Origin of the sequence: Thauera sedimentorum, assembly GCF_014489115.1 — a bacterium.
Lineage (GTDB): Bacteria > Pseudomonadota > Gammaproteobacteria > Burkholderiales > Rhodocyclaceae > Pseudothauera > Pseudothauera sedimentorum.
Genome location: NZ_JACTAH010000001.1, coordinates 1,617,460 through 1,642,237, shown reverse-complemented (window position 1 = coordinate 1,642,237; position 24,778 = coordinate 1,617,460). Strand labels below are relative to the sequence as shown.

The following is a 24,778-nucleotide window of genomic DNA, read 5'->3' as shown; positions in this document are numbered from 1 at the left end:
AAAACAGATACTTATATCCACTTTTCCGGTTTGGCATGGTGCTTGCGGTAAAGCGGGACCGGGAGGGGCGTGGTGTCCGTCCCAGGATCTGAAGGGGAACGAGAGATGAAACGGACCTTGATTTCCAGTGCGGTGGCGCTCGCGTTCGGCCTGTCCGGCCAGGCGTTGGCGAACCCCACCAATACCGTGCTCGAGGTGGTTGATACCAACAACCAGACGGCGACCGCGGAAAACACCATGAGTGGAGACGGCAGTCCGCAGGCCAACGAGTACTCCACCATCAACCAGAACAACAACTCCGACCAAGGCAACAACAGCAGCGCGGGCGACAACCGCGACAACAATGGCGAGGCCGCCGCCTGGGCGCTGGGCTCGGCCGCGGCGAACAACGGTGCGACCGCGTCGAGCAGCGTGACCGATGCCTTCAACAAGACCTCGGTGGTGGCGCTGTCCAAGCTCGAAGGCATGGTGACCAAGATCTATGTCCACGGCCTGGGCAACAGCGCGTTCAACAAGGGGGATGCCAACGGCGGCGACGGCGGCAAGGCCTATGGCGGCGACGGCGGTAACGCTTATGGTGGCGATGCCAGCGGCTCCGGTGGTGACGGTGGTCACGCTCATGGTGGCAATGGCGGTGATGGTGATGACGGCGGCTGGGCCAAGGTCGGCGACGCGACGACCGGCAAGGCCAAGGGCGCCAACGGCGGTGATGGTGGCAACGCCAGCAAGGCCAAGGGTGCCGATGGTGGCGATGCGAAAGCCTATGCCGGCGATGCCTACTCGAAGAACTACGCGGATGGTGGCAAGGCCGGGGCGGACGGCGGCAACGCCAAGGGTTCCGGCGGTGACGCCTTCTCGAAAGACTATGCCTCCGGCGGCAAAGCAGGCGCAGATGGCGGGAGTGCATACGCATCGGACAAGGCTACGAGCGGTTCCGTTGACGCCGCTAGCAAGGCTGGCGGAGCGAAATCCGATGGTAGTGGCGGGGATGGCGGTATGGCCGGTGCTGCAGCCATGGGGGGGAACGCTACTAGCAATGCCTGCTGCGACGACCCTGAGTCGAGTGGCGGTGCTGCTACTGCAACCGCAGGTTCCAACACCGGAACGGCGACCGCTGGTGCGGCCGGCAATGGCGACGCCGGTACGGTGACCGGCGGCACTTCCGGTGCGGCCAGTGCCACCAGCGGCAGCAACACCCAGGCCGCCACCGCGACCAGTGGCGCGGGCACTGCGACCGGTGGTGCGGCCACCTCCGGCGGCGCCAACTCGACGGCTGGCGCAGGTACGGGTACCGGCGGAGCCGGCACCGCCAACGGCGGCGCAGCCACCACCGGCGATGCCAACTCGACTGGCGGCATGGCCACTGCGAGCGCTGGCGACGGCGGTGCGGCGACCAACAACGCCGGTGACGGCGGTGCAGGCGGCTCTGCGACCACCGGCGACGCGACCAACGGCAACGCGACCGGCGGTGCCGGTGGCGCCGGCGGCGCGGGTGGTGGCGGCAACACCGCGGGCAACGGTGGTGATGGTGGTACCAACACCGCCGGCAACGCAACCGGTGGTGCGGGCCAGGGCGGTACCGGCGGTGCCGGTGGTGCAGGCGGAACCGTCACGGTGGATGCGGGGCATTTCAACATGTCCAACACCATCAGCGGCAGCTTCACCAACGGTGCGGGCATCATCATCAATGCCCAGAACACCGGCATCGGTTCGCTGGTCCAGCAAAGCGCCAACGTGCAGGCGAACCTGAACGTCAGGTAAGCCGTAGCTCGAACCGGGGGGCATCCGCCCCCCGGCGTGCGGTGCAACCAGCGCGGGAGTGGCGCCATGAAAGGGATTATTCCGATGCTGACGCTGGCCGTTGCGATAAGCGGGCTGGTGGTGCACAGCGTGCCTGCGTGGGCCGAGACGGACGAGTTCGTGCAGGCGGACAAGGTAGTGGGCAGTACGACCGGTGTGTTTGCCGCCCAGGCCGCAATCGACGATGCCAGGCTGGACGGCCTGCGCGGCGGTGCCGACAGCACACTGAGCAAGATCATTGCTTCCGGCACGGTGAGCGAGGTCAGCGCCTCGGATCTGGTGACCGGGCACAACATCGTGTCGGACGGGTCGTTCGGCAACACCGCCGGCATGCCGATGCTTATCCAGAACACCGGCAATGGCGTGCTGATCCAGAACGCGGTGATCCTCAATGTCGAGTTGAACTGAGGAAAGCGGCCATGAGAGCGATCCAGCGCACCTGTTCCGCGATCGCCGGCTGTGTGGTGTTCGTTCTGTCGGGCGGGGCGGTTCACGCCGAATCGCCCCAGCTCCTCTCGCCGGCAGGCGTGGCGTATGCGGTGCCGGTGACCACCATGAAGGGCGCGCGCTACGTGCATACCATGCACCAGCAGTACGACTTCAGTTGCGGCTCCGCGGCGGTGGCCACCTTGCTGACCCATCACTACGGCTTCAAGGTCGGCGAAGAGCAGGTCTTTCAGCACATGTTCGAGCGTGGCAACCAGGCGAAGATCCGCCAGGAGGGCTTCTCCATGCTGGACATGAAGCAGTACCTGGACAACATGGGCTTCCCGGCCGCCGGTGTCGAGGCCGGGCTGGATCAACTGGTGCAGGCGAACGTGCCGGCCATCGCGCTGATCAACGAGAACGGCTACTCGCACTTCGTCGTCATCAAGGGCGTACGCGAGGACACCGTGGTGCTCGGCGATCCGGCCGTCGGCACGCGCGTGCTGTCGAGGGAGGACTTCGGCAGGTTCTGGACCAACGGCATCCTGCTGGTGGTCATGGGCAGAGTGGAGCTCGCCCAGTTCAACCGCGAGGAGGACTGGGCCATCCGTCCCCGCGCGCCGATCGGGAGCAACGCAGGACGTGGCGGCGGACTGGCCGACGTGCTGCTGTTCCGCCGTGGCCCGATGGATTTCTGACGCGCGCACAGGACGAACCGATCATGCCCCGATACAGCTCACTGGCCGGATTGATCGCGCTCTCGCTGGCAGGTCTCGGCGTGTCGCGGGGCGATGTCGCCACGCCGCCGTTCAACCCTGCCCTGTGCGAGCAGTCGCCGCCGGCCGAGTTGCTGGCCATTGCCGACTGGCCGCTGGACATGAGCAGCCACGGCTGCGACGTGCCGCGTGGTGAGGTGCTGGCGAATGATGGCGGCACGCCGGTCGTGGAGTTGAGCTGGTCGGATTTCACCGTGCGCGCAGTCGAGGTGGTCGAGCGCAGCTGGTCGGAGTTTGCCGGGCGGAGCGACCCGCCGGCACAGGTGGTGGAGCGGAGCTGGTCCGAGCTCTCCGGGCGCGAGGGTCCGCCCGCCGAAGTGGTCGAACGCGAGTGGGCCGATCTGGCCCCGGCTGCGACGGCCGTGGCCTCTGCGGACAATGCAGAGCACCGCCTGCAGGTGCATCCGGTTCTCGCGCGGGACGCGGAACTGGCCGCCTACGTGGAGCGGATGGCGCAGCACGCGCGCGAGACCTGGCCGGGGCCGACGGACGAGATTGAAGGGGCGGATGCGGTGTCCTACTGGTATGGCGACCTGTCGGTCGATCACGCCGAACGGCCGGTGGGCGACCCCTGGGCGGGGATGCAGGCCGGTGGCGGCGAGCCGGTGCAGGTGGCGGGGGTGGCGCTCAAGGCGGTCGACGAGCATGCCCTGGACGAGATGCGCGGCGGCTTCGAGATGCCGGGAGGCTTGAAGCTCAGCTTCGGCCTGGAGCGGCTGGTGTATATCAACGGCGAACTGGCCAACGCCACCCGGCTTACCGTGGCGGACCTGGGCAAGCTCACCGGCGGCAGCATCGATGCGGCCGCCCTGCCTGCCCTGGGCAGCACGCTGGCGGTGATCCAGAACGGCCCCAACAACACCCTGGTGGGCAACGCCTTGTCCACTTCGGCGCTGGCTACGGTGATCCAGAACTCGCTGGACAACCAGCAGATCCGCACCGTCACCACGATAGACGTCACCGTCAACAGCATGGAACTGCTGCGCGCCCAGCGCCTGGGCGAATCGATGCGCGACGTAATGCGCCTGCGCTGAGCGCAGGCGTACCACGTCGCCAGTTCAGAGCGTCAGCGGCATCCGCAGGGTGAGTTGCAGGTCCGGCGTGTCGCGGGTCAGCCCCGCGCCGAGCGACAGGTTCAGGGTCTGGCCGTCGCGCATCCGGTAGGAGTAGCCGAGGAGCAGGGTGCCGAGTTGCACCCGCACCGAAGTCGGTGCGGTGCTGCCGTTGATCTTCACCTTGCCCACCGACAGGTGGTCGTAGCCGATGCTGAACGAGGAGCGCTCGTTGAGCGCCAGCCCCATGCCGAAGTTGAAGCCGAAGGCGCCACCGGGCTGGACGTCGCCGAGAAACTCGGAACCCTCCTCGGAGTCGGTCTTGCGCGACACGTTGGAGCGCTTGAAGCTGTACTGGTAGCTGATGCCGCCGAAGAACACCACCGGGTCCGAAGGCAGCAGCACGGTCAGGCCCGGCGTCAGGGTGTAGAAGCCGGACCCGGTCGGCTGTTCGGTCATCAGCCCGGTGCCGCGCCCGCCCGGCAGGGTGCGGTTGGTCTCGACCTCGAACGGGTCCTTGCCGGTGCGCGTTTTCAGCCGCAGCGAGGCGATGTAGTAGGGCTTGTCGAAACCGCCGTCGTTGAGCTGGTAGCGGCCGGTGATCTCGATGTCGCCGAGGCCCTTGCCGTCGGAGTCGAACACCCGGTCCACCGCCGACCCGTCGGCGATTTCCCGGCTCACGCTGGTGTCGGTGCGATAGACGTACGGCACCTTCGCCTCCAGCTCGAAGCGATTGGTGATGCCGCGACGCACGGTCAGCGCGGCGACAAAGGAATTGCTCTTGACCTCGCGCACGTCGATCAGGCCGATGAGGATGGCCGGGATCACCGTGTACCCGACCAGCGCGATGCGGTTGCTGGACGAATAGCTGTACTGGAAGGATGGTTCCAGGATCCAGGTGCCCGGCGGGGTGAGCACGCCGGGTTGCTCGAAGATCGGCGCCACTTCCGGCGGACGCTCATCGCGGCGCTCGGGCGCCTGGCCGACCGGTTGCTGCTGCTCGGGCGAGGCCTGGGCGACCAGGTCGTAGCGGGCGGCGCGCGCCGCATCGCCCGGCGCGCTGCCGCGGCCGGAGATCCGGTCGATCTGTACCATGCGCCGCAGTTCGGTAATGGCCAGACTCTGGCGCAGCAGGTTCTCCCTGAGCAGACGGATCTGCTCGGCCTGTTCGTCGAGCTGGCGCTGCAGGCCGGGAGATTCGGCGGCCGGGTCGCTGTCGGCCGCCAGGGCGGCAGTGCCGCAAACGAGCAGGGCGACGCCCGCGAGCCCCCCGCCGAGATGGTTGATGTTGCTGTGTGCCGGCTTCGTCATGTTCGTTTCTCCCCTTGTTGTTAGAACGGGGCGGCCGGCGCAGGGGCCGGGCGTGGCCCTAGAGAACGATGTTGAGGCGGTCGATCATGCGGTACAGGGTGACGCGCGAGACGCCCAGCTGGCGGGCGACTTCGGAGACGTTGTTGCGGTACTTGCGCAGGTTGCTGACGATGATCTCCTTCTCCACCGAGGCCCGCGCCTCGTCCAGCGTGGGGGTGTCGGGTTCCTGCTGTGCCTGTGGCAGGCCCAGGTCGGCCGAGGTGATCAGGCGGTTTTCGCTCATGATCATCGCGTGCTGGATGCGGTTGATCAGCTCGCGCACGTTGCCCGGCCAGGGGTATTCCTGCATGGCGCGCAGCGCTTCCGAACTGAAGCCCCGCACCTGCGGTGCCTTCTGGTGGATGTTGTCGTTGAAGATCGTATCGGCGAGCAGGGTGATGTCGTCGCTGCGTTCGCGCAGCGCCGGCACCTTGAGATGGACCACGTTGAGCCGGTAGAAGAGGTCTTCGCGGAAGCGGCCTTCGCCCACCGCACGATGCAGGTCGACATGGGTCGCCGCGAGGATGCGCACGTTGACCCGCACGCGTTCGGTCGAGCCTACCCGCACGATGGTGTGCTCCTGCAGGAAGCGCAGGAAGTTGGCCTGCAGATCCAGTGGCAGGTCGCCGATCTCGTCGAGGAAGAGCACGCCGTCGTTGGCCGCCTCGATGTTGCCGATCTTGCGCTGGTGGGCGCCGCTGAAGGCGCCGCGCTCGTGGCCGAAGAGCTCGGACTGGATCAGGTTGGGCGGGATCGCGCCGCAGTTCATGGCAATGAAGGGGCCGTTCTTGCGATCCGAATGCGAATGGATGGCGCGCGCGACCAGTTCCTTGCCGCTGCCGGACTCGCCACCGATCAGCACCGGTGCATCCACCGTGGAGATACGCTCGATCTGCCGGAAGAGTGCCTGCATCCTGTCGCTGCTGCCGGTCATGCCGAAGCGGCCGGGGTGTTGCGGGAACTCCGCCGCGGCACGCGAGATCACCGCCTTGCCGTGCGCATGCCCGAGGGTCATGCGCAGGCGTTCGCGGTCAAGCGGCAGGGTGTGGAAATCGTGGAAGCTGCGCGCGACCAGCGGTGCCAGATCGCCGTCCTGCATCAGCGAACGTTCGAGGATCGCGATCCACTCGATCTGGTGGCGCGAGATCAGGGATTCCAGCTGGCGTGCCGGCCAGCTGCGTGCAGAGTCGAAAACCACCAGTCCGACCAGCGGCGGGCGCCCGGAGAGCGCCTTGCGCGCGGCATCGAGATTGTCGAGTGTGAGGAAATCCCAATCGGTGAACCCTAGTCTCTGCACAGCGGCACTTATCGTGCCCTGCTGGTCAAGCAGCAAACCCTTGCGCTTCGACATTGGCAAGCCCCTTATTGCCTTACCGCCCACGGGACGGGACGGCCCGTGGCCGTCGTTCTTCTCCTGCTTTGCCTCGCCGGAATACTCAACTGGACTGCACCGCAGGCGCTCCCGCCCGTGCCGAGGGGCGGGAATTCAAGCGCTGACGGCAGGTCCGAGGATTCCGCAAGGCGCGAAATGCGCCCGGGTCATCGGACTCTTCGTGTTCAATCCTAGGTTGCCGCCATGGGGATTCGCATACCCGGGGGGAGGTATTTTGGATACTGCCTTTCGGCAGTTCGCCGTAATACCGTGACAAATTCACGGCCGCAGAAAGGACAACGCCCGGCGCGGGGCCGGGCGTCTCGAGGCGGGGCGGAGGACCGGGGATCAGCCCTGGTCCGGGTTCCCCAGCGCGGTGGTATTGAAACCGCCGTCCACGTACATGACTTCGCCGGTGATGCCGCTCGCCAGATCCGAGCACATGAAGGCTGCGGCGTTGCCGACTTCCTCGATGGTGACGTTGCGGCGCAGCGGGGCGTTGCGCTCGTTGAAGGACAGCAGTTTGCCGAAGCTGCCGATGCCCGAGGCGGCCAGGGTCTTGATCGGGCCGGCGGAGATCGCGTTCGCGCGGATGCCTTCCGGTCCGAGGCAGACCGCCAGGTAGCGCACCGAGGCTTCCAGGCTGGCCTTGGCCAGGCCCATGATGTTGTAGTTGGGCATGGTGCGCACCGCGCCCAGGTAGGACAGGGTGAGCAGGGCGCCGTTGCGGCCCTTCATCATCGGCCGTGCGGCCTTGGCCAGCGCCGGGAAGCTGTAGGCCGACACTTCCTGCGAAACGCGGAAGGCCTCGCGCGAGAAGCCGTCGAGAAAATCGCCTTCCAGCGCGTCGGTGGGCGCATAGGCGATGGAGTGGACCAGGCCGTCCAGGCCGTCCCAGGTTTCGCCCAGCCGTTCGAACAGTGCGGTGATCTGCGCGTCATCCTGCACGTCGCACGGCAGCACGAGATTGCTGCCGAAGTCGGCGGCCATCTTGGCCACGCGTTCCTCGAAGCGCTCGTTCTGGTACGTGAAGGCCAGCTCTGCGCCTTCGCGGTGCATGGCCTTGGCAATGCCGTAAGCAATCGAGCGATTGCTCAGCAGCCCGGTGATCAGGATGCGTTTGCCAGCTAGAAAGCCCATTGTTCGATGTTCTCCATTGGTTCAAGCGGCGGATTATAGCCGATGCGCGAGTATGGAAATGGTCGTGCTGCGGACAAGTTCCACGCTCGGGGCAAGCTGGGTCGCGGCGCGGCAAATGCGGGCTAGAATCGCGCCATGTTCCGCCGTGCCGGTCCGCTCCTGTTCTGTGCCGTGCTCCTGTCCGCTTGCGGCGGGGCGTGGAACGATCCCTATCCGGCGGCCGAACGCGGGCAGAACGTGCTGTATTCCGCCTTCACCCAGCGTCCCAAGCATCTCGATCCGGTGCAGTCCTACAGCGAGGACGAGGCTGTATTCCTGTACCAGATCGTCGAGCCGCCGCTCGAGTACCACTACCTGAAACGTCCCTACGAGCTGCGCGAGGGTTCCGCGCAGATGCCGGTGCTGCGCCGTTTCGATGCTGCCGGCCGGCTGCTGCCGGAAGACGCCGACCCCGCCCGGGTCGCCACCAGCGTCTACGAGATCCGCGTATTGCCGGGCATCCTCTACCAGCCTCATCCGGCCTTCGCGCGACGGCCCGACGGCTCGCCGCGCTATCTCGATCTGGCGCCCGGCGAGCTGGACGGGGTGCGCGGTGTAGGGGACTTTGCCGAAACCGGCACCCGCGAACTGGTGGCGGCGGATTTCGTGCACCAGATCAAGCGCCTCGCCCATCCGCGCCTGCATTCGCCGATCTTCGAGCTGATGGCGCAGTACCTGCCGGGGCTCAAGACCCTGCAGGCGCAGCTGGCCGAGGCCGCGCGCGACGAGCCCGGCTGGCTGGACCTTACCCGCTTCGAGCTGCCCGGCGTGGAGGTGGTCGATGAGCACACCTACCGCATCACCCTGCAGGGCAGCTACCCGCAGTTCATCTACTGGCTCACCATGCCCTTCTTCTCCCCGGTGCCGCCGGAAGCCGACCGTTTCTTCGGCCAGCCGGGCATGGCCGAGCGTAACCTGACGCTGGACTGGTGGCCGGTGGGCACCGGCCCTTACATGCTGGCGGAGAACAACCCGAACGCGCGCATGGTGCTCGCCCGCAACCCCAACTACCGCGGCGACACCTACCCCTGCGAGGGCGAACCGGGCGACGCGGCCGCCGGCCTGCTGGCCGACTGCGGCAAGCCGCTGCCCTTCATCGACCGCGTGGTATTCACCCGCGAGCGCGAAGGCATCCCTTACTGGAACAAGTTCCTGCAGGGCTACTACGACGCCTCCGGGGTGTCCTCGGACAACTTCGACCAGGCGGTGAGCCTGACCAGCCAGGGCGAGGTCACGCTCTCGGACGAGATGAGCGCACGCGGCATCGAGCTGATCACCTCGGTGTCGCCGTCGATCTTCTATCTCGGCTTCAACATGCTCGACCCGCTGGTCGGCGGCGACGGCACGCCGGCCGGCGCCGAGCGTGCGCGCAAGCTGCGCCAGGCGATCTCGATCGCGCTCGACATGGAAGAGTTCGTCTCCATCTTCATCAACGGCCGCGGGGTGCCGGCCATGCACCCGATCCCGCCGGGTATCTTCGGCGCGCGCGAGGGCGAGGCGGGCATCAACCCGGTGGTCTACGAATGGCGCAACGGTGCCCCGCAGCGCCGCAGCAAGGAGGTCGCCCGCCGCCTGCTGGCCGAGGCCGGCTGGCCCAACGGACGTAATCCCCAGACCGGCGAGGCGCTGATCATCAACCTCGACACCACCCCGGGCGGGCTGGGCGACAAGGCGCGCTCGGACTGGCTGAGCAAGCAGTTCCGCGACCTCGGCGTGCAGTTCGTGGTGCGTGCCACCGACTGGAACCGCTTCCAGGAAAAGATGCGCACCGGCAACCTGCAGCTCTTCTTCATGGGCTGGAACGCGGACTACCCGGACCCGGAGAACCTGCTCTTCCTGCTGCACGGCGCGCAGGGCAAGGTCAAGCACACCGGGCAGAATGCCGCCAACTACCAGAACGCCGAGTACGACCGTCTGTTCGAGCGTATGAAGGCCATGCCCGACGGTCCGGCCCGGCAGGCCATCATCGACCGCATGGTGGCCATCCTGCAGCACGACGCGCCGTGGATCTTCGGCTTCCACCCCAAGTCCTACTCGCTGCAGCACGGCTGGGTGCATAACCGCAAGCCGGGCAACATCGTGCGCGGCACGCTCAAGTACCAGCGCGTGGACGTGGCCGCGCGCGAGGCCGCGCGCGCGGCGTGGAACCGCCCGGTGCTGTGGCCGCTCGCGGTGGTGGCGCTGCTGCTCGCGGCGATGGTGGCGCCTGCGGTGGTGCATTGGCGCCGGCACGAGCGCGCGACGGCTGCGGGGGGAGCGCGATGAGACTCACCATGTGCCGTAGGAGCGGCCTTGGCCGCGATTACGTCCTGTGCTCCTGCCACGCGCTGCATCGCGGCCAAGGCCGCTCCTACAGGTGGCCGGAACGGCCGGGCGGGGGCTGAGATGTTCGCCTACGTCATCCGCCGCCTGGTCTACGCCGTGCCCATCCTGATCGGCGTGAACCTGCTTACCTTCCTGCTCTTCTTCGTGGTCAACTCGCCCGACGACATGGCACGCATGCACCTGGGCGCACGCCATGCGACCGAGGAGGGTATCGAGCGCTGGAAGGCCGAGCGCGGCTACGACAAGCCCACCTTCTGGAACGCCGACGCGGATGGGGCAGGGCGGCTCACCGAGACCATCTTCTTCGACAAGTCGCTGCGCATGTTCGCCTTCGATTTCGGTAGCGCCGACGACGGGCGCGACATCGGCCGCGAGATCCGCGACCGCATGGGGCCGTCGCTGGCGATCGCGCTGCCCACCTTCCTGCTCGGGCTGTTCGTCGCCGTTTCCTTCGCGCTGCTGCTGGTGTTCTTCCGTGCCACCTATCTGGACTTCTGGGGGGTGGTGATCTGCGTGGCGATGATGTCGATCTCCAGCCTGTTCTACATCATCGGCGGGCAGTGGCTGGTGTCCAAGGCGTGGGCGCTGGTCCCCATCTCGGGCTACGCCCCGGGCCTGGACGCGGCGCGCTTTCTGGTGCTGCCGGTGCTGATCAGCGTGCTCGCCGGGGTGGGTTCCAGCGTGCGCTGGTACCGCACCATCTTCCTCGAGGAGATCTCGCGCGACTACGTGCGCACCGCGCGCGCCAAGGGCCTGTCGGAACTCGCGGTGCTGTTCCGCCACGTGCTCAAGAACGCCATGATCCCCATCCTCACCGGGGTGGTGGTGGTGATTCCGCTGCTGTTCATGGGCAGCCTGCTGGTGGAGTCCTTCTTTGGCGTGCCCGGCCTGGGCAGCTACACCATCGACGCGATCAACGCGCAGGATTTCGCGGTGGTACGCGCCATGGTGTTCATCGGCTCGGTGCTCTACATCGTCGGCCTGATCCTCACCGACCTGTCCTACACCCTGGTCGACCCCAGGGTACGGCTGGAGTAGCGCATGGACTTCCAGCCCGTCCTGCTGTGGACCGACCTGCTGTTCTTCGCCCTGCTGCTGGTCGGCGTGGCCACGGTGCTGCATGTGCGCGCCAGCGAGCCACTGCGGGCTGCCTGGCGCAAGGTCGGCCGCAGGCCCACCGGCATGGCCGCGGCCACCGTGCTGCTGGCCTTCCTGCTGGTCGGCGTCGTCGACAGCCTGCATTACCGTCCGCAGTTGCCGGCGGTGGAAGGCGCTGCGGCGGATGCGCCGGCGGTCTATTCCTCCGAGGTGTTGTCGGCGCTCGACGTGTTGCTCGAGCCGCTGCGCACCCGCACCGAGAAGACCTATTCCGCGCCTTTCGCCGATACCCTTTACGTGCGCGAGACGGTAGAGCTGCCTGAAGGCGGGCAGGCGCGCATTCATCCGCGGCTTGTCTGGGGCGCGGCGCACCTTGCCGACCCGGAGGCCGAACGAGCCGGTGACGTCGCCGCGCGTGCGGCAGTCGGCGCGGTGGGCGGCGCGCTGCTGTGGCTGCTGCCGGTGATGCTGGTCGCCGTGGGCGTATCGCGCAGCGCGAAGCTGTCGCCGGGCGTCGCGCTCGGCAAGCTGGTGCGTGGCGACACCGTACTTGCCTGGCGGGCGGCGCTGGCCACTTTGGGCGCGATCCTCGTGCTCGGGGGCATCGTCGCCGCGCTCGCGCCGGTCTACCACGTTTTCGGTACCGACAAGGTGGGCCAGGACGTGCTCTACCTGGCGCTCAAGAGCGTGCGCACCGCGCTGGTGATCGGCACCCTGACCACCCTGGTTATGCTGCCCTTCGCGGTGGCCCTGGGCGTCATGGCCGGCTACCTGGGCGGCTGGGTGGACGATGTCATCCAGTACCTGTACACCGTGCTCAACGCCATCCCGGGCGTGCTGCTGATCGCCGCCGCGGTGCTGATGATGCAGGTGGTCATCGACACCCATCCGCAATGGTTCGCCACCGCCGCCGAGCGGGCGGATGCGCGCCTGCTGGCGCTGTGCCTGATCCTCGGCATCACCAGCTGGACCGGCCTGTGCCGACTGCTGCGCGGCGAAACGCTCAAACTGCGCGAGCTGGAATACGTGCAGGCGGCGCGTGCCTTCGGGGTGCGCACCCCGGCCATCCTGCGCCGCCACGTGCTGCCCAACGTCATGCACATCGTGCTGATCGCGCTGGTGATGGACTTCTCCGGGCTGGTGCTGGCCGAGGCGGTGCTGTCCTACATCGGCATCGGCGTCGATCCGACGATGATCAGCTTCGGCACCATGATCAACATGGCGCGCGCCGAACTGGCCCGCGAGCCGATGGTATGGTGGTCGCTGCTCGCCGCCTTCTGCTTCATGTTCGTGCTGGTGCTGGCGGCCAACCTGTTCGCCGACGTGGTGCGCGACGCCTTCGATCCGCGCCGCGGGTGAGGGCATCGGCGACGGCCCGTGTAGGAGCGGCCTTGGCCGCGATTGCGGCGGTGGTTTCACAACGGCCGCATCGCGGGCAAGCCCGCTCCTACCGTCAGGTCGATCGCCGCAGCCGGTTCTTTGCAGGTAGGAGCGGCCTTGGCCGCGATTGCGGCGGTGGTTCCCCGCAGGCTGCATCGCGGCCAAGGCCGCTCCTACGGGGCATCCGCAGCGCCTGACTGCGGTCAAGTCCGGTCTCTGCCCGCCTGTAGTATTCTCCGGCTCTCCTTGGCATCGCACGGCAACCCGCAATGAAAGTGTTCGGCATCGCCGGCTGGTCCGGCTCCGGCAAGACCACCCTGGTGGAGAAACTGATCCCGGAGTTCACCGGCCGCGGCCTGACCGTGTCGGTGATCAAGCACGCCCACCACGGTTTCGACCTCGACAAGCCGGGCAAGGACTCCTGGCGCCACCGCGAGGCCGGTGCCACCCAGGTGCTGATGCTGTCCAACGACCGCTGGGTGCTGATGCACGAGCTGCGCGGCGCCCCCGAACCGACGCTGGAAGAGCAGTTGCGCGTGCTCGAACCCACCGACCTGGTGCTGATCGAAGGCTACAAGGCCGCGGCGGTGCCCAAGATCGAGATCCACCGCCCGGCGCACGGCAAGCCGCCGCTGTGGCCGGAGAACGAACACGTGGTGGCGGTGGCGAGCGACGCGGTGCTGGACTGCCCGCTACCGCTGCTGCCGCTCAACGAACCGGCCGTGGTGGCCGATTTCATCCTCAAGCATCTGGAGAGCGCATGAACGACAAGCTCCTGTCCTTCGACGAAGCCCTGGAAAGGCTGCTGGCCGAGGTTCGCCCGGTCCGCGAGGTGGATCAGGTCGATACCCTGACTGCCGCCGGCCGCGTGCTGGCCAGTTCGCAGCACTCCACCATCGCCCTGCCGCCGATGGACAACTCCGCGATGGATGGCTACGCCCTGCGTGCGGCGGATGTGCCCGCACCGGGTGCCTGCCTGCCGGTGTCGCAGCGCATCCCGGCGGGCAGCGTGGGGCACGAGCTGGCTCCGGGCACCGCGGCGCGCATCTTCACCGGCGCGCCGGTGCCGCCGGGCGCCGACACGGTGGTGATGCAGGAGCTGTGCGAGCATCGCGGCGAATCGGTGGTCATCAACCACCAGCCGCGCGTCGGCGACGCGATCCGCCGTGCCGGCGAGGACATCGCCCGCGGCCAGCAGGTGCTGCCCGCCGGCATCCGCCTGCGTCCGCAGGAAATTGCCCTGGCCGCCTCGGTCGGCCTGGCGCAGCTGCCGGTGTACCGCCGCCTGCGGGTGGCGGTTTTCTCCACCGGCAGCGAACTGGTAATGCCGGGCGAGCCGCTGCCGCCGGGCGGCATCTACAACTCCAACCGCTACCTGCTGCGTGCGCTGCTCACCGGGCTGGGCTGCGAGTTCGTCGACCTGGGCATCGTCCCGGACAACCTGGAGGCCACCCGCAAGACCTTGCGCGATGCGGCCGAGGGCCACGACCTGATCCTCACCAGCGGCGGCGTGTCGGTGGGTGAGGAAGACCACGTCAAGCCGGCGGTGGAGGCCGAGGGCAGCCTGGTGATGTGGAAGATCGCCATGAAGCCGGGCAAGCCGCTGGCCTACGGGCGGGTGCACGGCGCGGCCTTCATCGGCCTGCCGGGCAACCCGGTGTCGAGCTTCGTCACCTTCCTGATGATGGTGCGGCCCTTCATCCTCGCCTCCCAGGGGGTCACAGAGGTGGCGCCACAGAGCGTGAGCCTGCGTGCGGACTTCGACTGGACCCGTCCGGACCGCCGCCGCGAGTTCCTGCGCGCGCGCATGACCGAAGCCGGTACCGTGGAATTGTTCGGCAACCAGGGCGCGGCCGCGCTGCAGTCGACCGCCTGGGCCAACGGCCTGGTGGACATTGCCCCGGAACAGACCGTGGCACGCGGCGACCTGGTGCGCTTCCTGCCCTTCGGCGACTTGCTATCCTGAAGCCATGAAAGAACTGAACATCCTCTATTTCGCCAGCCTGCGCGAAGCGGTCGGCCGCGCCAGCGAAAGCCTGCCCCTGCCCGAAGGCGTGAACACGGTGGGTGCGCTGCGCGAACACCTGGCCGCGCGTGGCGAGGGCTGGGTCGCGCTGGCCGCCGGCCGCAACGTGCGGGCTGCGGTGAACCAGCGCATGGCCGGTGGCGACGCGCCGCTGGCGGCGGGCGACGAGATCGCCTTCTTTCCGCCGGTGACCGGGGGCTGAACCATGTCGGTGAGCGTTCAGGAAGCGGATTTCGACGTCGGTGCGGAGATCGCCGCGCTGTCCGCCGGGCGTCCGGAGGTGGGGGCGGTGGCGAGCTTCGTCGGCCTGGTGCGCGACAGCGGGTACGGCAAAGCGGTCCAGGCGATGACCCTGGAGCACTACCCGGGCATGACCGAAGCCTCGCTCGCCGAGATCGTCGCCCAGGCCGGTCAGCGCTGGCGGCTGCTGGGCGTGCGGGTCATCCATCGCTACGGCCGTCTGCTGCCCTGCGACCGCATCGTCTTCGTCGGCGTCGCCAGCGCGCACCGCGGCGACGCCTTCGCGGCCTGCGAGTTCATCATGGACTACCTCAAGACCCGCGCGCCGTTCTGGAAGCGCGAGGAAACGCCGGAAGGGGCGCACTGGGTCGATGCGCGCGAGAGCGACGACGAGGCCGCGGCGCGCTGGGGCGACGAGGAATCCTGGGACGCGATCGACCAGCGGCGCTAAGCATCCGCCGGTTTCAGCGGGTGTGAACGCACAAGGGCGCCAGCGGCGCCCTTGTTCATTTGCGGCGGAAGGTGCTCAGCGGCGGCCCTTCGGCGGCTGGGTCATGTTGCTGAAGGCCTGGAAGGCTTCGGCCGATGCACGGGTCATCTGCTCGAAGGCGCTGCGGGTGGTGTCCATCGCGGTCTGGATGGCGGTCATGGCGTTCTGGTCGGTGATCGGCATGCCCTTGAACAGCTTCTGCATGGCGTCGAACATGTCGTTGCTGCCGGTGGACAGTTGCTCGCCGACCAGCTTGCCGACTTCGTTCTGGGTGCGGGCGGTGATCTCGGCGATCTCGCGGGCGCAGGAGAGCATCTTCTCGGTGGTGGCCTGGGCGAACTGGGTGCGCAGGTCCATCAGCTCCTTCGGGTCCTTCACCGCAGTCATGGCCTTGGCATTCTTCACGCCGTCCTCGAACAGGGTCTTGGCGGTCGAAACCTGCAGCTCCATGATGCGCTGGGAATTCTCGATGGACATCTGCGCCAGGCGCATCGCCGCTTCGAGGTTCTTCTTCTGCAGTTCGTTCATCTGGTCTTGCTTGGTAGCCATATCTTCTTCTCCACGCGCGCGTTGGTGTCGATGAAGGCGCGGATGCGCCATGTTCGGACAGCGATGACGCCGGTCGGCATATGAATGCCGCTCCCTCGGCCTCGCTGACAAACATAGCACACCGAAATGCGCTGCTGTTGTCGACCGAACCGATTTGCGTGCCGGTGCCGTGAAATGCTGCACTGCGGCGACTAGGATTCCGCCGCAGTGCAATTGTTTGTAACGGTGGGCGGCTCAGCTCTCCTGCAGTGCATCCAGATGGGCCAGCGCGCTGGCCGGGTCCGCGAAAATATGCGGTGCGAGTTCGCGGTGCGCCAGAGCGTCGCCCAGGCGCGCGCGCAGGAAGGTGCTGGTGGTGTAGCGGGTGACGCGCGAGTAGTAGCGTTCGACCACGCCGCGCACCATATCCACATAGGGCTCCAGCAACTCCGGGGTGATGGAGAAATTGTCGTAGTTGACGATGGCCGGCACGCGGTGGCCGAGCGGGGCCAGGCGGCTGTCGATCAAGGCCTCGATGCGGGCGATCTGGCTGCGCTCGCGGATCGCCAGGCCTTCGAAGTTCACGAAGAACAGGTCGTGCGCGGCGTCGTAGCTCAGGCGCTGCTCCAGCGGCAGTGAGAGCAGGGCGGTACGCAGGTCCATCGGCTCGTCGCGGAAGATGCGTTCGTCCATGGTGCGCAGCGCGGGCGAGATGGTGGGGCGGAAATCCATGTGGGCGAGGATGTCGCGCTCCAGGTCGACGCCGGGGGCGATCTCGGTGAGCTCCAGGCCTTCGTCGCCCAGGCGGAACACGCAGCGCTCGGTGATGTAGAGCACCGGCTGGCCGCGGCGGCGCGCATAGTCGCCGCTGAAGGTGCGATGCTCCACCGCTTCGACAAACTTGCGCGTGCCGCCCTCGCGCTCGATGGCGAGCTGGCCGTCCTTGAGCGCCACCTGCAGGTCGCCGGCGGTAAAGGTGCCGACGAACACCACCTTCTTGGCGTTCTGGCTGATGTTGATGAAGCCGCCGGCGCCGGCCAGGCGCGGGCCGAAGCGGCTGACGTTGAGGTTGCCTTCGCGGTCGGCCTGCGCCAGGCCGAGGAAGGCCACGTCCAGCCCGCCGCCGTCGTAGAAGTCGAACTGGTAGGGCTGGTCGATGATGGCGTCGGTGTTCACCGCGGCGCCGAAGTTGAGCCCCGAGGCCGGGATGCCGCCGATCACGCCGGGCTCAGCGGTCAGCGTCAGCAGGTCGATGACCTTTTCCTCGGCGGCCACCGAGCCCACGCCCTCCGGCATGCCGATGCCCAGGTTCACCACGCTGTTGGCGGCCAGTTCCAGCGCGGCGCGGCGGGCGATGATCTTGCGCTCGCTCATCGGCATCGGCGCCAGCGAGGAAGAGGGGATGCGGATCTCGCCGGAGAAGGCCGGGTTGTACTGCTCGACGAAGGTCTGCATGTGGTGTTCGGGCTTCTCCGCCACCACCACGCAGTCCACCAGCACGCCGGGGATCTTCACCTGGCGCGGGTTCAGGCTGCCGCGCTCGGCGATGCGCTCCACCTGCACGATGACGATGCCGCCGGAGTTGTGCGCGGCCATGGCGATGGCCAGCGCCTCGAGGGTCAGCGCCTCCTTCTCCATGGTCACATTGCCGTCGGTGTCCGCGGTGGTGCCGCGGATGATGCCCACCTTGATCGGCAGGGCCTTGTAGAACAGGTATTCCTCGCCGCCGATCTCCATCAGGCTGACCAGGTCCTCGGTGGTGCGGGCGTTGATCTTGCCGCCGCCGTGGCGCGGGTCCACGAAGGTGCCCAGGCCGACGCGCGACAGCGTGCCCGGCTTGCCTGCGGCGATGTCGCGGAACAGATGGGTGATCACCCCCTGCGGCAGGTTGTAGGCCTCGATGCGGTCCTCGATGGCGAGCTTCTGCAGCGTCGGCACCAGCCCCCAGTGGCCGCCGATCACGCGGCGCACCAGGCCTTCGTGGCCGAGGTGGTTCAGCCCGCGGCTCTTGCCGTCGCCCTGGCCGGCGGCGTAGATCAGGGTGAGGTCGCGCGGGCGGTCGAAGTGGCCGGGGGCGGGGTCGAGATACAGTTCCTCCAGCGCGCAGGCGATGCCTTCGGCAAAGCCGATGCCGACGAAGCCGCTGGTGGCGACCGTGTCGCCGGGACGGATCAGGCGCACCGCGTCGGCGGCGCTCACCACCTTGCTGCGGCGGGGCAGGTCGCTGCCGGTGAGGACCGGATGGCTGACCGGCGGGATGGGGGAGGCCTTGCGGGCGATGGTCATGGTCTGTCTCCGTTTGTTCTTGTGGGTGCTACAGCCACTCGGGGCCGTCATCCAGCGTCATCACGTCGCAGCCCAGCATGGGGGCGATGCGTGCGACCTCGCGGCAGGGGCCGCATTCGATGGCGGCCGACCATGCGCCGGCAATCACCAGGTCCACGCCGTGACCGATGGCCGCTTCTTCCAGCGTAGAGCGCAACTCGCCCGTTCGGGCGATCCATGCGGCGCCCGGGGTCAGCCCCAGGCGGGCCACCAGGCCGTCGAGCAGGATGCTGGCGCAGGGGTCGTCGGCCTGCGTGTCGGCGGGCAGGTGCAGCAGACTGGTACGGCCGCCGATGGCGCGGGCCAGGCAGTGCAGATGGCGGTGATAGATGTCGGTGGTGGCGGCGAAGTCGGTCGCCAGCAACACATGGCGATACTGCAACCGGCGGCCGATTCCGTAGGGGTGCGGGCGGCGGTGCGCGGGGGTGAAGAAACGCCGCGGCGGGTCGAGCGGCAGGATCATCGGGCGCATCGCGCGGCGCCTCCTGCGGCCCGGTGGGTATGGGGCTGGTCCATCGTCTCCTCCTCTGTTCGGCAGCGGTTCTGGCGTGCTGCGCGTTCCGGTGGGCGGCTCTGCGTCCGCCGACAGCTACAAAGCAGGCCGCGTGCCAGAGAAGGAAGGTATTGAAAGCAAAGGAAAAATCGGATCGACTCGATTGGGTGGTGGGCGGATTTGTCTCAATATGGAGACAGATTCGGCCGAATGGTCGTCAATGCCGCGCAATGACGCAAAGTCTACGAGTGTGGACTAGTCTCTTTTTCGAGACGTCAGCTTGTGCGCGGCCATCTTCTTGTACAGCGTGGCGCGGCCGATCCCCAGCCGGGATGCGGCCTCCGGCACTTTGCCGGCACAGGCGGCGAGCGCGTCGAGGATCAGCCCGCGCTCGTGTTCGGCCAGCGCGTCGTCCAGCGTCCGGGTCGGCTGCGTCGCAGGCGCCTGCGGCAGGGTGGGCGTGAGGATGTGGGCGAAGTCCGCGGCGAACAGGCGTGCTTCGTCCGAGAGCATGGACACCTGCTCCAGCACATTGCGCAGTTCGCGGATATTGCCGCTCCAGGCGCAGCGGCGGAACAGCGCGATGGCGTCGGCGTCCAGCTCGCGCTGCGGCAGGCCGGTGCGCCGCGCGATGTCCTCGAGGATGTGCTCGCACAGCGCCTCGATGTCGGCCAGGCGTTCGCGCAGCGGCGGCAGGTTGAGCGGCAGCACGTTGAGGCGGTAGAAGAGGTCGGCGCGGAAACGCCCGTCGGCCACGCGCGCGGCGAGATCCACGCTGGTGGCGGCGATGATGCGCACGTCCACCTGGATCACGCGGTCCGAACCCAGCGGCTCCACCTCCTGCTCCTGCAGCACGCGCAGCAGCTTGGCCTGCAGCGGCAGCGGCATGTCGCCCACTTCGTCGAGGAACAGCGTGCCGCCGTCGGCGGCCTGGAACTTGCCCAGGCGGCCCTTGCGGTCGGCGCCGGTGTAGGCGCCCGCAGTGGTGCCGAAGAATTCGGCTTCCAGCAGGGATTCGGGGATGGCGGCGACGTTCACCCCGATGAAGGGGCGGTCGGCGCGCGGCGAGGCGGCGTGGATGGCGTGGGCGATCAGCTCCTTGCCGGTGCCGGTTTCGCCCAGCAGCAGCACCGGCGACTCCAGCGTCGCCGCACGGCGCGCCTGGCGCTTGATCTCCATTGCCGCCGGGCTGGTGCCGACGAAGTTGGAGAAGGTGTACTTTGCCCGGCGCTCTTCGGCCAGGCGCTTGCGGGTCTGGGCGAGTTCCTGCTGCAGGCGGCCCAGGCGCGCGTAGAAGGGTTTGAGCGGCTGGAGCTGGTCGTAGAGCGCAAAGCCCACCGCGCCGATCACCTGGCCGCTGTCGTCCTTGAGCGGGATGCGGGTGACGACGAAGGACTCGCTGCCCACCTCCAGGATGTCGAGCAGGATGGGCTGGCCGGTGCGCACCACCTCGCGCATCAGCGAGCTGGGGATGATCTCCTCGACCTCGCGGCCGATCGCCTCGTCGGCGTGCGCCAGGCCAAAGCGCTGCGCATAACGCTCGTTGATCCACACGATGCGCGCCGCGCCGTCCACCACGATGGTGCCTTCGCACAGGCTGTCGAAGCTCTCGAACAGCGACTGCATCGCCCGGCGGCGGATGTCCTCGTAGTCGAAGGGCGCGCTGCGCGGCATCGCGGGCGGCCCCTTACAGCAGTTCCAGCACGCGCTCGGGCGGGCGGGCCACCACGGCGCGCTCGCCGACCACGACGATGGGACGCTCGATCAGGATGGGGTGGGCGAGCATGGCTTCCAGCCAGTCCTCGTCGCTCATCGTGCGGCCGGCGTATTCGGTCTTGACGATGGCTTCGCCCTTGCGCACCAGTTCCTCGGCGCGCAGGCCCAGCTTGGCGAGCAGGGCGCTCAGCGTGGCGCGGTCGGGCGGGGTCTTGAGGTACTCGATCACTTCGGCCTCGACACCCTTCTCGGCCAGGATGGTGCAGGCGGAACGGCTCTTGGAGCAGCGCGGGTTGTGGTAGATGCGGACGGGTGCGGTCATGGTCGGCTCATTCCTCGGCGGATGTGCAATGGCGTGTCAGGAAGATATCGGCAGTCAGGATTGGGCAGGGCAGGGTGCCGTCGAGGACCAGCAGGTCGCGGTCCCCGCTAACCAGGCAGTCTGCGCGGCCGGCGAGTGCCAGTTGCAGGAAGGGTTCGTCGAAACAGTCGCGACAAGGCGGTGTTGCGGGCGGCGGCGACGGGATGCGGACGGTCTCGCACCACGGCAGGTAGTCGGCCAGCAGGTCCTGCTGTTCATCCGCGCTCAGGCGGAACTTCGGGTAGGCCAGCACGCGCATCAGTTCTGCGGTGGTGGGGCGGGAAACCAGCGGGATGAAGCGCCCGGCCTGCCAGGCATGACGCAGAGCGCTCAGGCGCCCGTTGGCAAACACCAGCGCGGAGAGCACCAGGTTGGTGTCCAGCACCACGCGCGGCGGCCTCATTGAGCGGCCCGGTCGCTTCCTTCGCGCGCCCAGCTCACGGCGTCCTGGATGTCCTGCTCGTCGAGTTCCAGCGCCGCCAGCTTGGCGCGCACGGCGTCGGCGCGCTGGATGCGCACCGGGGTGAGGATGATCTGTCCGTCACGCGTCTCGATGTCGAAATACTCCACCGGGCCGATGGCCTTGGTCACGCTCTTGGGCAGGGTGAGCTGGTTCTTTGCGGTCATCTTGGCGAGCATGTCCGCCTCCGGTAGATGGTAAGGATTCCTTACTATAGGTCTGTCGCCCCTGCCCGGGCAAGCGGGCGCAGTGCAAGCGGCCGAATCAGGCCGTGTGGCAGGTCAGTACCAGATCGGCCGCCGCCTCGCGCAGCGGGATCAGCGCCTGGTAGGCGGGGGATGCGTACCAGGCCTGCGCGGCTTCCAGCGTGGGGAAACGGATCACCACCACGTCGGCATGCGCGTGCTCGCCGGCCAGCACCGCGGCCAGGCTGCCGCGCATCACCAGTTCGGCGTTCCAGGGCTGCAGCGTGGCCGGCACCTTGCTGCGGTACTCGGCCCACTTGTCCTCGTCCTTCACGGTGATGTGGCCAATCACGTAAGCGCCTGCCATGTGCGTCCTGCTACCGGGTGTTTGTCGGGAGCGCACAGTTTAGCGGCTAACAGGGCCGGGTGAAGGGCGCGCCAGGATTGCGCTGTGCTCGATTCGGGCTACGGTGGATCATCGGCCCCTTGAACGCACCGAAACCCACCCCACATAGAGCTCAGTCCAATCCTTCAGGAAATGCCCGCCATGCGCTTCGACAAGCTCACCACCAAGTTCCAGCAGGCCCTCGCTGATGCGCAGAGCATCGCGGTGGGCAACGACCAGCAGTTCATCGAGCCGCTGCACCTGCTGGCCGCGATGATCGGCCAGGACGACGGCGGCACCGTCTCGCTGCTGCAGCGTGCCGGGGTGAACGTGCCGCCGCTCAAGGCCGCGCTGCAGCGCGCCATCGAGCGTCTGCCCAAGGTGGAAGGCCACGGCGGCGAGGTGCAGGTGGGGCGTGACCTGACCAACCTGCTCAACCTGACCGACAAGGAAGCCCAGAAGCGCGGCGACCAGTTCATTGCCAGCGAGATGTTCCTGCTGGCGCTGGCCGACGACAAGGGCGAGACCGGCCGCCTGCTCAAGGAGCACGGACTTGCCCGCAAGGCGCTGGAGGCAGCGGTGGATGCGGTGCGCGGCGGGCAGAACGTCGGCAGCCAGGATGCCGAGAGCCAGCGCGAGGCGCTGAAGAAGTATTGCCTGGACCTCACCGAGCGCGCCCGCCAGGGCAAGCTCGACCCGGTGATCGGCCGCGACGACGAAATCCGCCGCGCCATCCAGATCCTGCAGCGCCGCACCAAGAACAACCCGGTGCTGATCGGCGAGCCGGGCGTGGGCAAGACCGCCATCGTCGAAGGCCTGGCCCAGCGCATCGTCAATGACGAGGTGCCGGAGACGCTCAAGGGCAAGAAGGTGCTCTCGCTCGACATGGCCGCGCTGCTGGCCGGTGCCAAGTACCGCGGCGAGTTCGAGGAACGCCTGAAGGCGGTGCTGAAGGACATCGCCCAGGAAGAGGGGCGCATCATCGTCTTCATCGACGAAATCCACACCATGGTGGGCGCCGGCAAGGCCGAAGGCGCGATGGACGCCGGCAACATGCTCAAGCCCGCGCTCGCGCGCGGCGAGCTGCACTGCATCGGCGCCACCACGCTGGACGAATACCGCAAGTACATCGAAAAGGACGCCGCACTGGAGCGCCGCTTCCAGAAGGTGCTGGTGGACGAACCGACGGTGGAATCCACCATCGCCATCCTGCGCGGCCTGCAGGAGAAGTACGAGGTGCACCACGGCGTGGACATCACCGACCCGGCCATCGTCGCCGCGGCGGAACTCTCGCACCGCTACATCACCGACCGCTTCCTGCCGGACAAGGCCATCGACCTGATCGACGAGGCCGCCGCGCGCATCAAGATGGAGATCGACTCCAAGCCGGAGTCGATGGACAAGCTCGAACGCCGCCTCATCCAGCTCAAGATCGAGCAGGAGGCGGTGAAGCGCGAAACCGACGAGGCCTCGCAGAAGCGCCTGCTGCTGATCCGCGACGAGATCGACAAGCTGGAGCGCGAGTACGCCAACCTGGACGAGATCTGGCGTTCCGAGAAGGCCAGCGTGCAGGGCAGCCAGCACATCAAGGAAGAGATCGAGAAGCTGCGCGCGCAGATGGCCGAAATGCAGCGCAAGGGCCAGTTCGACAAGCTCGCCGAGCTGCAGTACGGCAAGCTGCCGGAGCTGGAGGCGCAGCTGAAGGCCGCCGAAACCGCTGGCAGCGGCGAGCGCCAGTTCAAGCTGCTGCGCACCCAGGTCGGCGCCGAGGAGATCGCCGAAGTCGTCTCGCGCGCCACCGGCATTCCGGTGAGCAAGATGATGCAGGGCGAGCGCGACAAGCTCTTGAAGATGGAAGAGCGTCTGCACGGCCGCGTGGTCGGGCAGGACGAGGCGGTGCGCCTGGTGTCGGACGCCATCCGCCGCTCGCGCGCCGGGCTCTCCGACGAGAACCGGCCGTATGGTTCGTTCCTCTTCCTCGGCCCCACCGGCGTGGGCAAGACCGAGCTGTGCAAGACCCTGGCGGAATTCCTCTTCGATTCGGAAGAGCACCTCATCCGCATCGACATGAGCGAGTTCATGGAGAAGCACTCGGTCGCCCGCCTGATCGGCGCGCCCCCGGGCTACGTCGGCTACGAGGAAGGCGGCTATCTCACCGAACAGGTGCGCCGCAAACCCTACAGCGTGATCCTCTTCGACGAGGTCGAGAAGGCCCACCCGGACGTCTTCAACGTGCTGCTGCAGGTGCTCGACGACGGCCGCATGACCGACGGGCAGGGCCGCACCGTGGACTTCAAGAACACCGTCATCGTCATGACCAGCAACCTGGGCAGCCAGATGATCCAGCAGATGGCCGGCGACGACTACGGGGTGATCAAGCTGGCGGTGATGGCCGAGGTGAAGACCTACTTCCGCCCCGAGTTCATCAACCGCATCGACGAGGTGGTGGTCTTCCACGCGCTGGACGAAAAGCACATCGCCGGCATCGCCCGCATCCAGCTGAAGTACCTGGAAAAGCGCCTGGCACGCCTGGAGATGAGCATGGAGGTGAGCGACGCCGCGCTGGCCGAGATCGCCTCTGCCGGCTTCGATCCTGTGTTCGGTGCGCGGCCGCTGAAGCGCGCCATCCAGGAGCGCATCGAAAACCCGCTCGCCAAGGCCATTCTGGAAGGACAGTTCGCCGCCAAGGACTGCATCAAGGTCGATGCGGCCGGCGGCAAGCTGAGCTTTGCGCGGGCAGAGTAAGTACGCCCCGGATCAGCGCCGATCCGGTTCAGCAAAAGACAAACCCCGGCCTTGAGCCGGGGTTTT

At 67.6% G+C, this 24,778-nt stretch carries 23 protein-coding genes; 12 read left to right on the top strand and 11 right to left on the bottom strand.

Annotation, left to right across the window (positions count from 1 at the left end; all coding sequences use genetic code 11):
* Window positions 1-105 precede the first annotated feature (105 nt).
* The 4 genes from IAI53_RS07450 to IAI53_RS07435 all read left to right on the top strand — a co-directional run bounded on the left by IAI53_RS07450 (window position 106) and on the right by IAI53_RS07435 (window position 4,036).
* Window positions 106-1,761 carry a hypothetical protein gene (locus IAI53_RS07450; RefSeq protein WP_187717481.1) on the top strand — a complete coding sequence of 552 codons (1,656 nt, stop codon included), beginning with the start codon at window positions 106-108 and terminating at the stop codon, window positions 1,759-1,761.
* An 84-nt stretch (window positions 1,762-1,845) separates the two neighbouring features.
* A complete protein-coding gene (locus IAI53_RS07445) occupies window positions 1,846-2,208 on the top strand; it encodes a hypothetical protein (RefSeq protein ID WP_225433169.1) in 363 nt (120 codons plus the stop codon).
* An 11-nt stretch (window positions 2,209-2,219) separates the two neighbouring features.
* Window positions 2,220-2,924, top strand: coding sequence for a C39 family peptidase (locus tag IAI53_RS07440; protein WP_187717479.1), 705 nt, complete (start codon window positions 2,220-2,222; stop codon window positions 2,922-2,924).
* Window positions 2,925-2,947: 23 nt separating this feature from the next.
* Complete coding sequence (locus tag IAI53_RS07435) at window positions 2,948-4,036, top strand: hypothetical protein (protein ID WP_187717478.1); 1,089 nt, start codon at window positions 2,948-2,950, stop codon at window positions 4,034-4,036.
* Window positions 4,037-4,060: 24 nt separating this feature from the next.
* On the opposite strand, the gene IAI53_RS07430 is transcribed toward IAI53_RS07435, so the two are convergent.
* The 3 genes from IAI53_RS07430 to fabI all read right to left on the bottom strand — a co-directional run bounded on the left by IAI53_RS07430 (window position 4,061) and on the right by fabI (window position 7,916).
* Entirely contained in the window at window positions 4,061-5,365 is a 1,305-nt protein-coding gene (locus tag IAI53_RS07430; RefSeq protein WP_187717477.1) for an acetate kinase, read from the bottom strand.
* Between the two features lie 58 nt (window positions 5,366-5,423).
* The gene (locus IAI53_RS07425) at window positions 5,424-6,755 is read right to left on the bottom strand and encodes a sigma-54 dependent transcriptional regulator (protein WP_187717476.1); all 1,332 of its coding nucleotides are present in this window, start codon (window positions 6,753-6,755) and stop codon (window positions 5,424-5,426) included.
* Between the two features lie 369 nt (window positions 6,756-7,124).
* A complete protein-coding gene (gene fabI, locus IAI53_RS07420; protein WP_187717475.1) occupies window positions 7,125-7,916 on the bottom strand; it encodes an enoyl-ACP reductase FabI in 792 nt (263 codons plus the stop codon).
* A 135-nt stretch (window positions 7,917-8,051) separates the two neighbouring features.
* Between fabI and IAI53_RS07415 the strand changes: the two genes are divergently transcribed.
* The 7 genes from IAI53_RS07415 to moaE all read left to right on the top strand — a co-directional run bounded on the left by IAI53_RS07415 (window position 8,052) and on the right by moaE (window position 15,475).
* The gene (locus IAI53_RS07415; protein WP_187717474.1) at window positions 8,052-10,220 is read left to right on the top strand and encodes an ABC transporter substrate-binding protein; all 2,169 of its coding nucleotides are present in this window, start codon (window positions 8,052-8,054) and stop codon (window positions 10,218-10,220) included.
* A 120-nt stretch (window positions 10,221-10,340) separates the two neighbouring features.
* Entirely contained in the window at window positions 10,341-11,318 is a 978-nt protein-coding gene (locus IAI53_RS07410; protein ID WP_187717473.1) for an ABC transporter permease, read from the top strand.
* A gap of 3 nt (window positions 11,319-11,321) precedes the next feature.
* On the top strand, window positions 11,322-12,737 hold the full coding sequence (locus IAI53_RS07405) for an ABC transporter permease (protein ID WP_187717472.1): 1,416 nt from the start codon (window positions 11,322-11,324) through the stop codon (window positions 12,735-12,737).
* 290 nt (window positions 12,738-13,027) lie between these two features.
* On the top strand, window positions 13,028-13,522 hold the full coding sequence (gene mobB, locus IAI53_RS07400; RefSeq protein WP_187717471.1) for a molybdopterin-guanine dinucleotide biosynthesis protein B: 495 nt from the start codon (window positions 13,028-13,030) through the stop codon (window positions 13,520-13,522).
* A complete protein-coding gene (locus IAI53_RS07395; RefSeq protein ID WP_187717470.1) occupies window positions 13,519-14,724 on the top strand; it encodes a molybdopterin molybdotransferase MoeA in 1,206 nt (401 codons plus the stop codon). The genes mobB and IAI53_RS07395 overlap by 4 nt, the downstream gene beginning before the upstream one ends.
* 4 nt (window positions 14,725-14,728) lie before the next feature.
* Window positions 14,729-14,986: a molybdopterin converting factor subunit 1 gene (gene moaD, locus IAI53_RS07390; RefSeq protein WP_187717469.1), complete on the top strand. Its 258-nt coding sequence runs from the start codon at window positions 14,729-14,731 to the stop codon at window positions 14,984-14,986.
* A gap of 3 nt (window positions 14,987-14,989) precedes the next feature.
* The gene (gene moaE / locus IAI53_RS07385; RefSeq protein ID WP_187717468.1) at window positions 14,990-15,475 is read left to right on the top strand and encodes a molybdopterin synthase catalytic subunit MoaE; all 486 of its coding nucleotides are present in this window, start codon (window positions 14,990-14,992) and stop codon (window positions 15,473-15,475) included.
* Between the two features lie 75 nt (window positions 15,476-15,550).
* Here the strand turns inward: moaE and IAI53_RS07380 are convergent, their stop codons facing one another.
* From IAI53_RS07380 to IAI53_RS07345, 8 genes are all read right to left on the bottom strand, one after another.
* A complete protein-coding gene (locus IAI53_RS07380; RefSeq protein WP_187717467.1) occupies window positions 15,551-16,063 on the bottom strand; it encodes a phasin family protein in 513 nt (170 codons plus the stop codon).
* Between the two features lie 234 nt (window positions 16,064-16,297).
* A complete protein-coding gene (locus IAI53_RS07375) occupies window positions 16,298-18,328 on the bottom strand; it encodes an acyl CoA:acetate/3-ketoacid CoA transferase (RefSeq protein ID WP_187717466.1) in 2,031 nt (676 codons plus the stop codon).
* A 28-nt stretch (window positions 18,329-18,356) separates the two neighbouring features.
* The gene (locus tag IAI53_RS07370) at window positions 18,357-18,839 is read right to left on the bottom strand and encodes an adenine nucleotide alpha hydrolase family protein (protein ID WP_187717465.1); all 483 of its coding nucleotides are present in this window, start codon (window positions 18,837-18,839) and stop codon (window positions 18,357-18,359) included.
* Window positions 18,840-19,115: 276 nt separating this feature from the next.
* On the bottom strand, window positions 19,116-20,534 hold the full coding sequence (locus tag IAI53_RS07365; RefSeq protein WP_187717464.1) for a sigma-54 interaction domain-containing protein: 1,419 nt from the start codon (window positions 20,532-20,534) through the stop codon (window positions 19,116-19,118).
* Between the two features lie 13 nt (window positions 20,535-20,547).
* Window positions 20,548-20,898: an arsenate reductase (glutaredoxin) gene (gene arsC, locus IAI53_RS07360; RefSeq protein WP_187717463.1), complete on the bottom strand. Its 351-nt coding sequence runs from the start codon at window positions 20,896-20,898 to the stop codon at window positions 20,548-20,550.
* 7 nt (window positions 20,899-20,905) lie between these two features.
* Window positions 20,906-21,340: a putative toxin-antitoxin system toxin component, PIN family gene (locus IAI53_RS07355; RefSeq protein WP_187717462.1), complete on the bottom strand. Its 435-nt coding sequence runs from the start codon at window positions 21,338-21,340 to the stop codon at window positions 20,906-20,908.
* The gene (locus IAI53_RS07350; protein ID WP_187717461.1) at window positions 21,337-21,576 is read right to left on the bottom strand and encodes an AbrB/MazE/SpoVT family DNA-binding domain-containing protein; all 240 of its coding nucleotides are present in this window, start codon (window positions 21,574-21,576) and stop codon (window positions 21,337-21,339) included. Before IAI53_RS07350 ends, IAI53_RS07355 begins: the two co-directional genes overlap by 4 nt.
* Window positions 21,577-21,661: 85 nt before the next feature.
* Window positions 21,662-21,949, bottom strand: coding sequence for a DUF1330 domain-containing protein (locus IAI53_RS07345; protein WP_187717460.1), 288 nt, complete (start codon window positions 21,947-21,949; stop codon window positions 21,662-21,664).
* 180 nt (window positions 21,950-22,129) lie between these two features.
* On the opposite strand from IAI53_RS07345, the gene clpB reads away from it, so the two are divergent.
* Complete coding sequence (gene clpB / locus IAI53_RS07340) at window positions 22,130-24,712, top strand: ATP-dependent chaperone ClpB (protein WP_187717459.1); 2,583 nt, start codon at window positions 22,130-22,132, stop codon at window positions 24,710-24,712.
* The last annotated feature ends 66 nt before the right edge of the window (window positions 24,713-24,778 follow it).

Coding starts and splice junctions, on each gene's coding strand:
- IAI53_RS07445 (WP_225433169.1), top strand. CDS start 1,846: ATGCTGACGCTGGCCGTTGCGATAAGCGGGCTGGTGGTGCACAGCGTG.
- IAI53_RS07450 (WP_187717481.1), top strand. CDS start 106: ATGAAACGGACCTTGATTTCCAGTGCGGTGGCGCTCGCGTTCGGCCTG.
- moaD (WP_187717469.1), top strand. CDS start 14,729: ATGAAAGAACTGAACATCCTCTATTTCGCCAGCCTGCGCGAAGCGGTC.
- IAI53_RS07430 (WP_187717477.1), bottom strand. CDS start 5,365: ATGACGAAGCCGGCACACAGCAACATCAACCATCTCGGCGGGGGGCTC.
- mobB (WP_187717471.1), top strand. CDS start 13,028: ATGAAAGTGTTCGGCATCGCCGGCTGGTCCGGCTCCGGCAAGACCACC.
- IAI53_RS07365 (WP_187717464.1), bottom strand. CDS start 20,534: ATGCCGCGCAGCGCGCCCTTCGACTACGAGGACATCCGCCGCCGGGCG.
- IAI53_RS07350 (WP_187717461.1), bottom strand. CDS start 21,576: ATGCTCGCCAAGATGACCGCAAAGAACCAGCTCACCCTGCCCAAGAGC.
- IAI53_RS07355 (WP_187717462.1), bottom strand. CDS start 21,340: ATGAGGCCGCCGCGCGTGGTGCTGGACACCAACCTGGTGCTCTCCGCG.
- IAI53_RS07405 (WP_187717472.1), top strand. CDS start 11,322: ATGGACTTCCAGCCCGTCCTGCTGTGGACCGACCTGCTGTTCTTCGCC.
- IAI53_RS07380 (WP_187717467.1), bottom strand. CDS start 16,063: ATGGCTACCAAGCAAGACCAGATGAACGAACTGCAGAAGAAGAACCTC.
- IAI53_RS07435 (WP_187717478.1), top strand. CDS start 2,948: ATGCCCCGATACAGCTCACTGGCCGGATTGATCGCGCTCTCGCTGGCA.
- IAI53_RS07395 (WP_187717470.1), top strand. CDS start 13,519: ATGAACGACAAGCTCCTGTCCTTCGACGAAGCCCTGGAAAGGCTGCTG.
- IAI53_RS07415 (WP_187717474.1), top strand. CDS start 8,052: ATGTTCCGCCGTGCCGGTCCGCTCCTGTTCTGTGCCGTGCTCCTGTCC.
- clpB (WP_187717459.1), top strand. CDS start 22,130: ATGCGCTTCGACAAGCTCACCACCAAGTTCCAGCAGGCCCTCGCTGAT.
- IAI53_RS07370 (WP_187717465.1), bottom strand. CDS start 18,839: ATGCGCCCGATGATCCTGCCGCTCGACCCGCCGCGGCGTTTCTTCACC.
- IAI53_RS07345 (WP_187717460.1), bottom strand. CDS start 21,949: ATGGCAGGCGCTTACGTGATTGGCCACATCACCGTGAAGGACGAGGAC.
- arsC (WP_187717463.1), bottom strand. CDS start 20,898: ATGACCGCACCCGTCCGCATCTACCACAACCCGCGCTGCTCCAAGAGC.
- IAI53_RS07375 (WP_187717466.1), bottom strand. CDS start 18,328: ATGACCATCGCCCGCAAGGCCTCCCCCATCCCGCCGGTCAGCCATCCG.
- moaE (WP_187717468.1), top strand. CDS start 14,990: ATGTCGGTGAGCGTTCAGGAAGCGGATTTCGACGTCGGTGCGGAGATC.
- IAI53_RS07410 (WP_187717473.1), top strand. CDS start 10,341: ATGTTCGCCTACGTCATCCGCCGCCTGGTCTACGCCGTGCCCATCCTG.
- IAI53_RS07425 (WP_187717476.1), bottom strand. CDS start 6,755: ATGTCGAAGCGCAAGGGTTTGCTGCTTGACCAGCAGGGCACGATAAGT.
- IAI53_RS07440 (WP_187717479.1), top strand. CDS start 2,220: ATGAGAGCGATCCAGCGCACCTGTTCCGCGATCGCCGGCTGTGTGGTG.
- fabI (WP_187717475.1), bottom strand. CDS start 7,916: ATGGGCTTTCTAGCTGGCAAACGCATCCTGATCACCGGGCTGCTGAGC.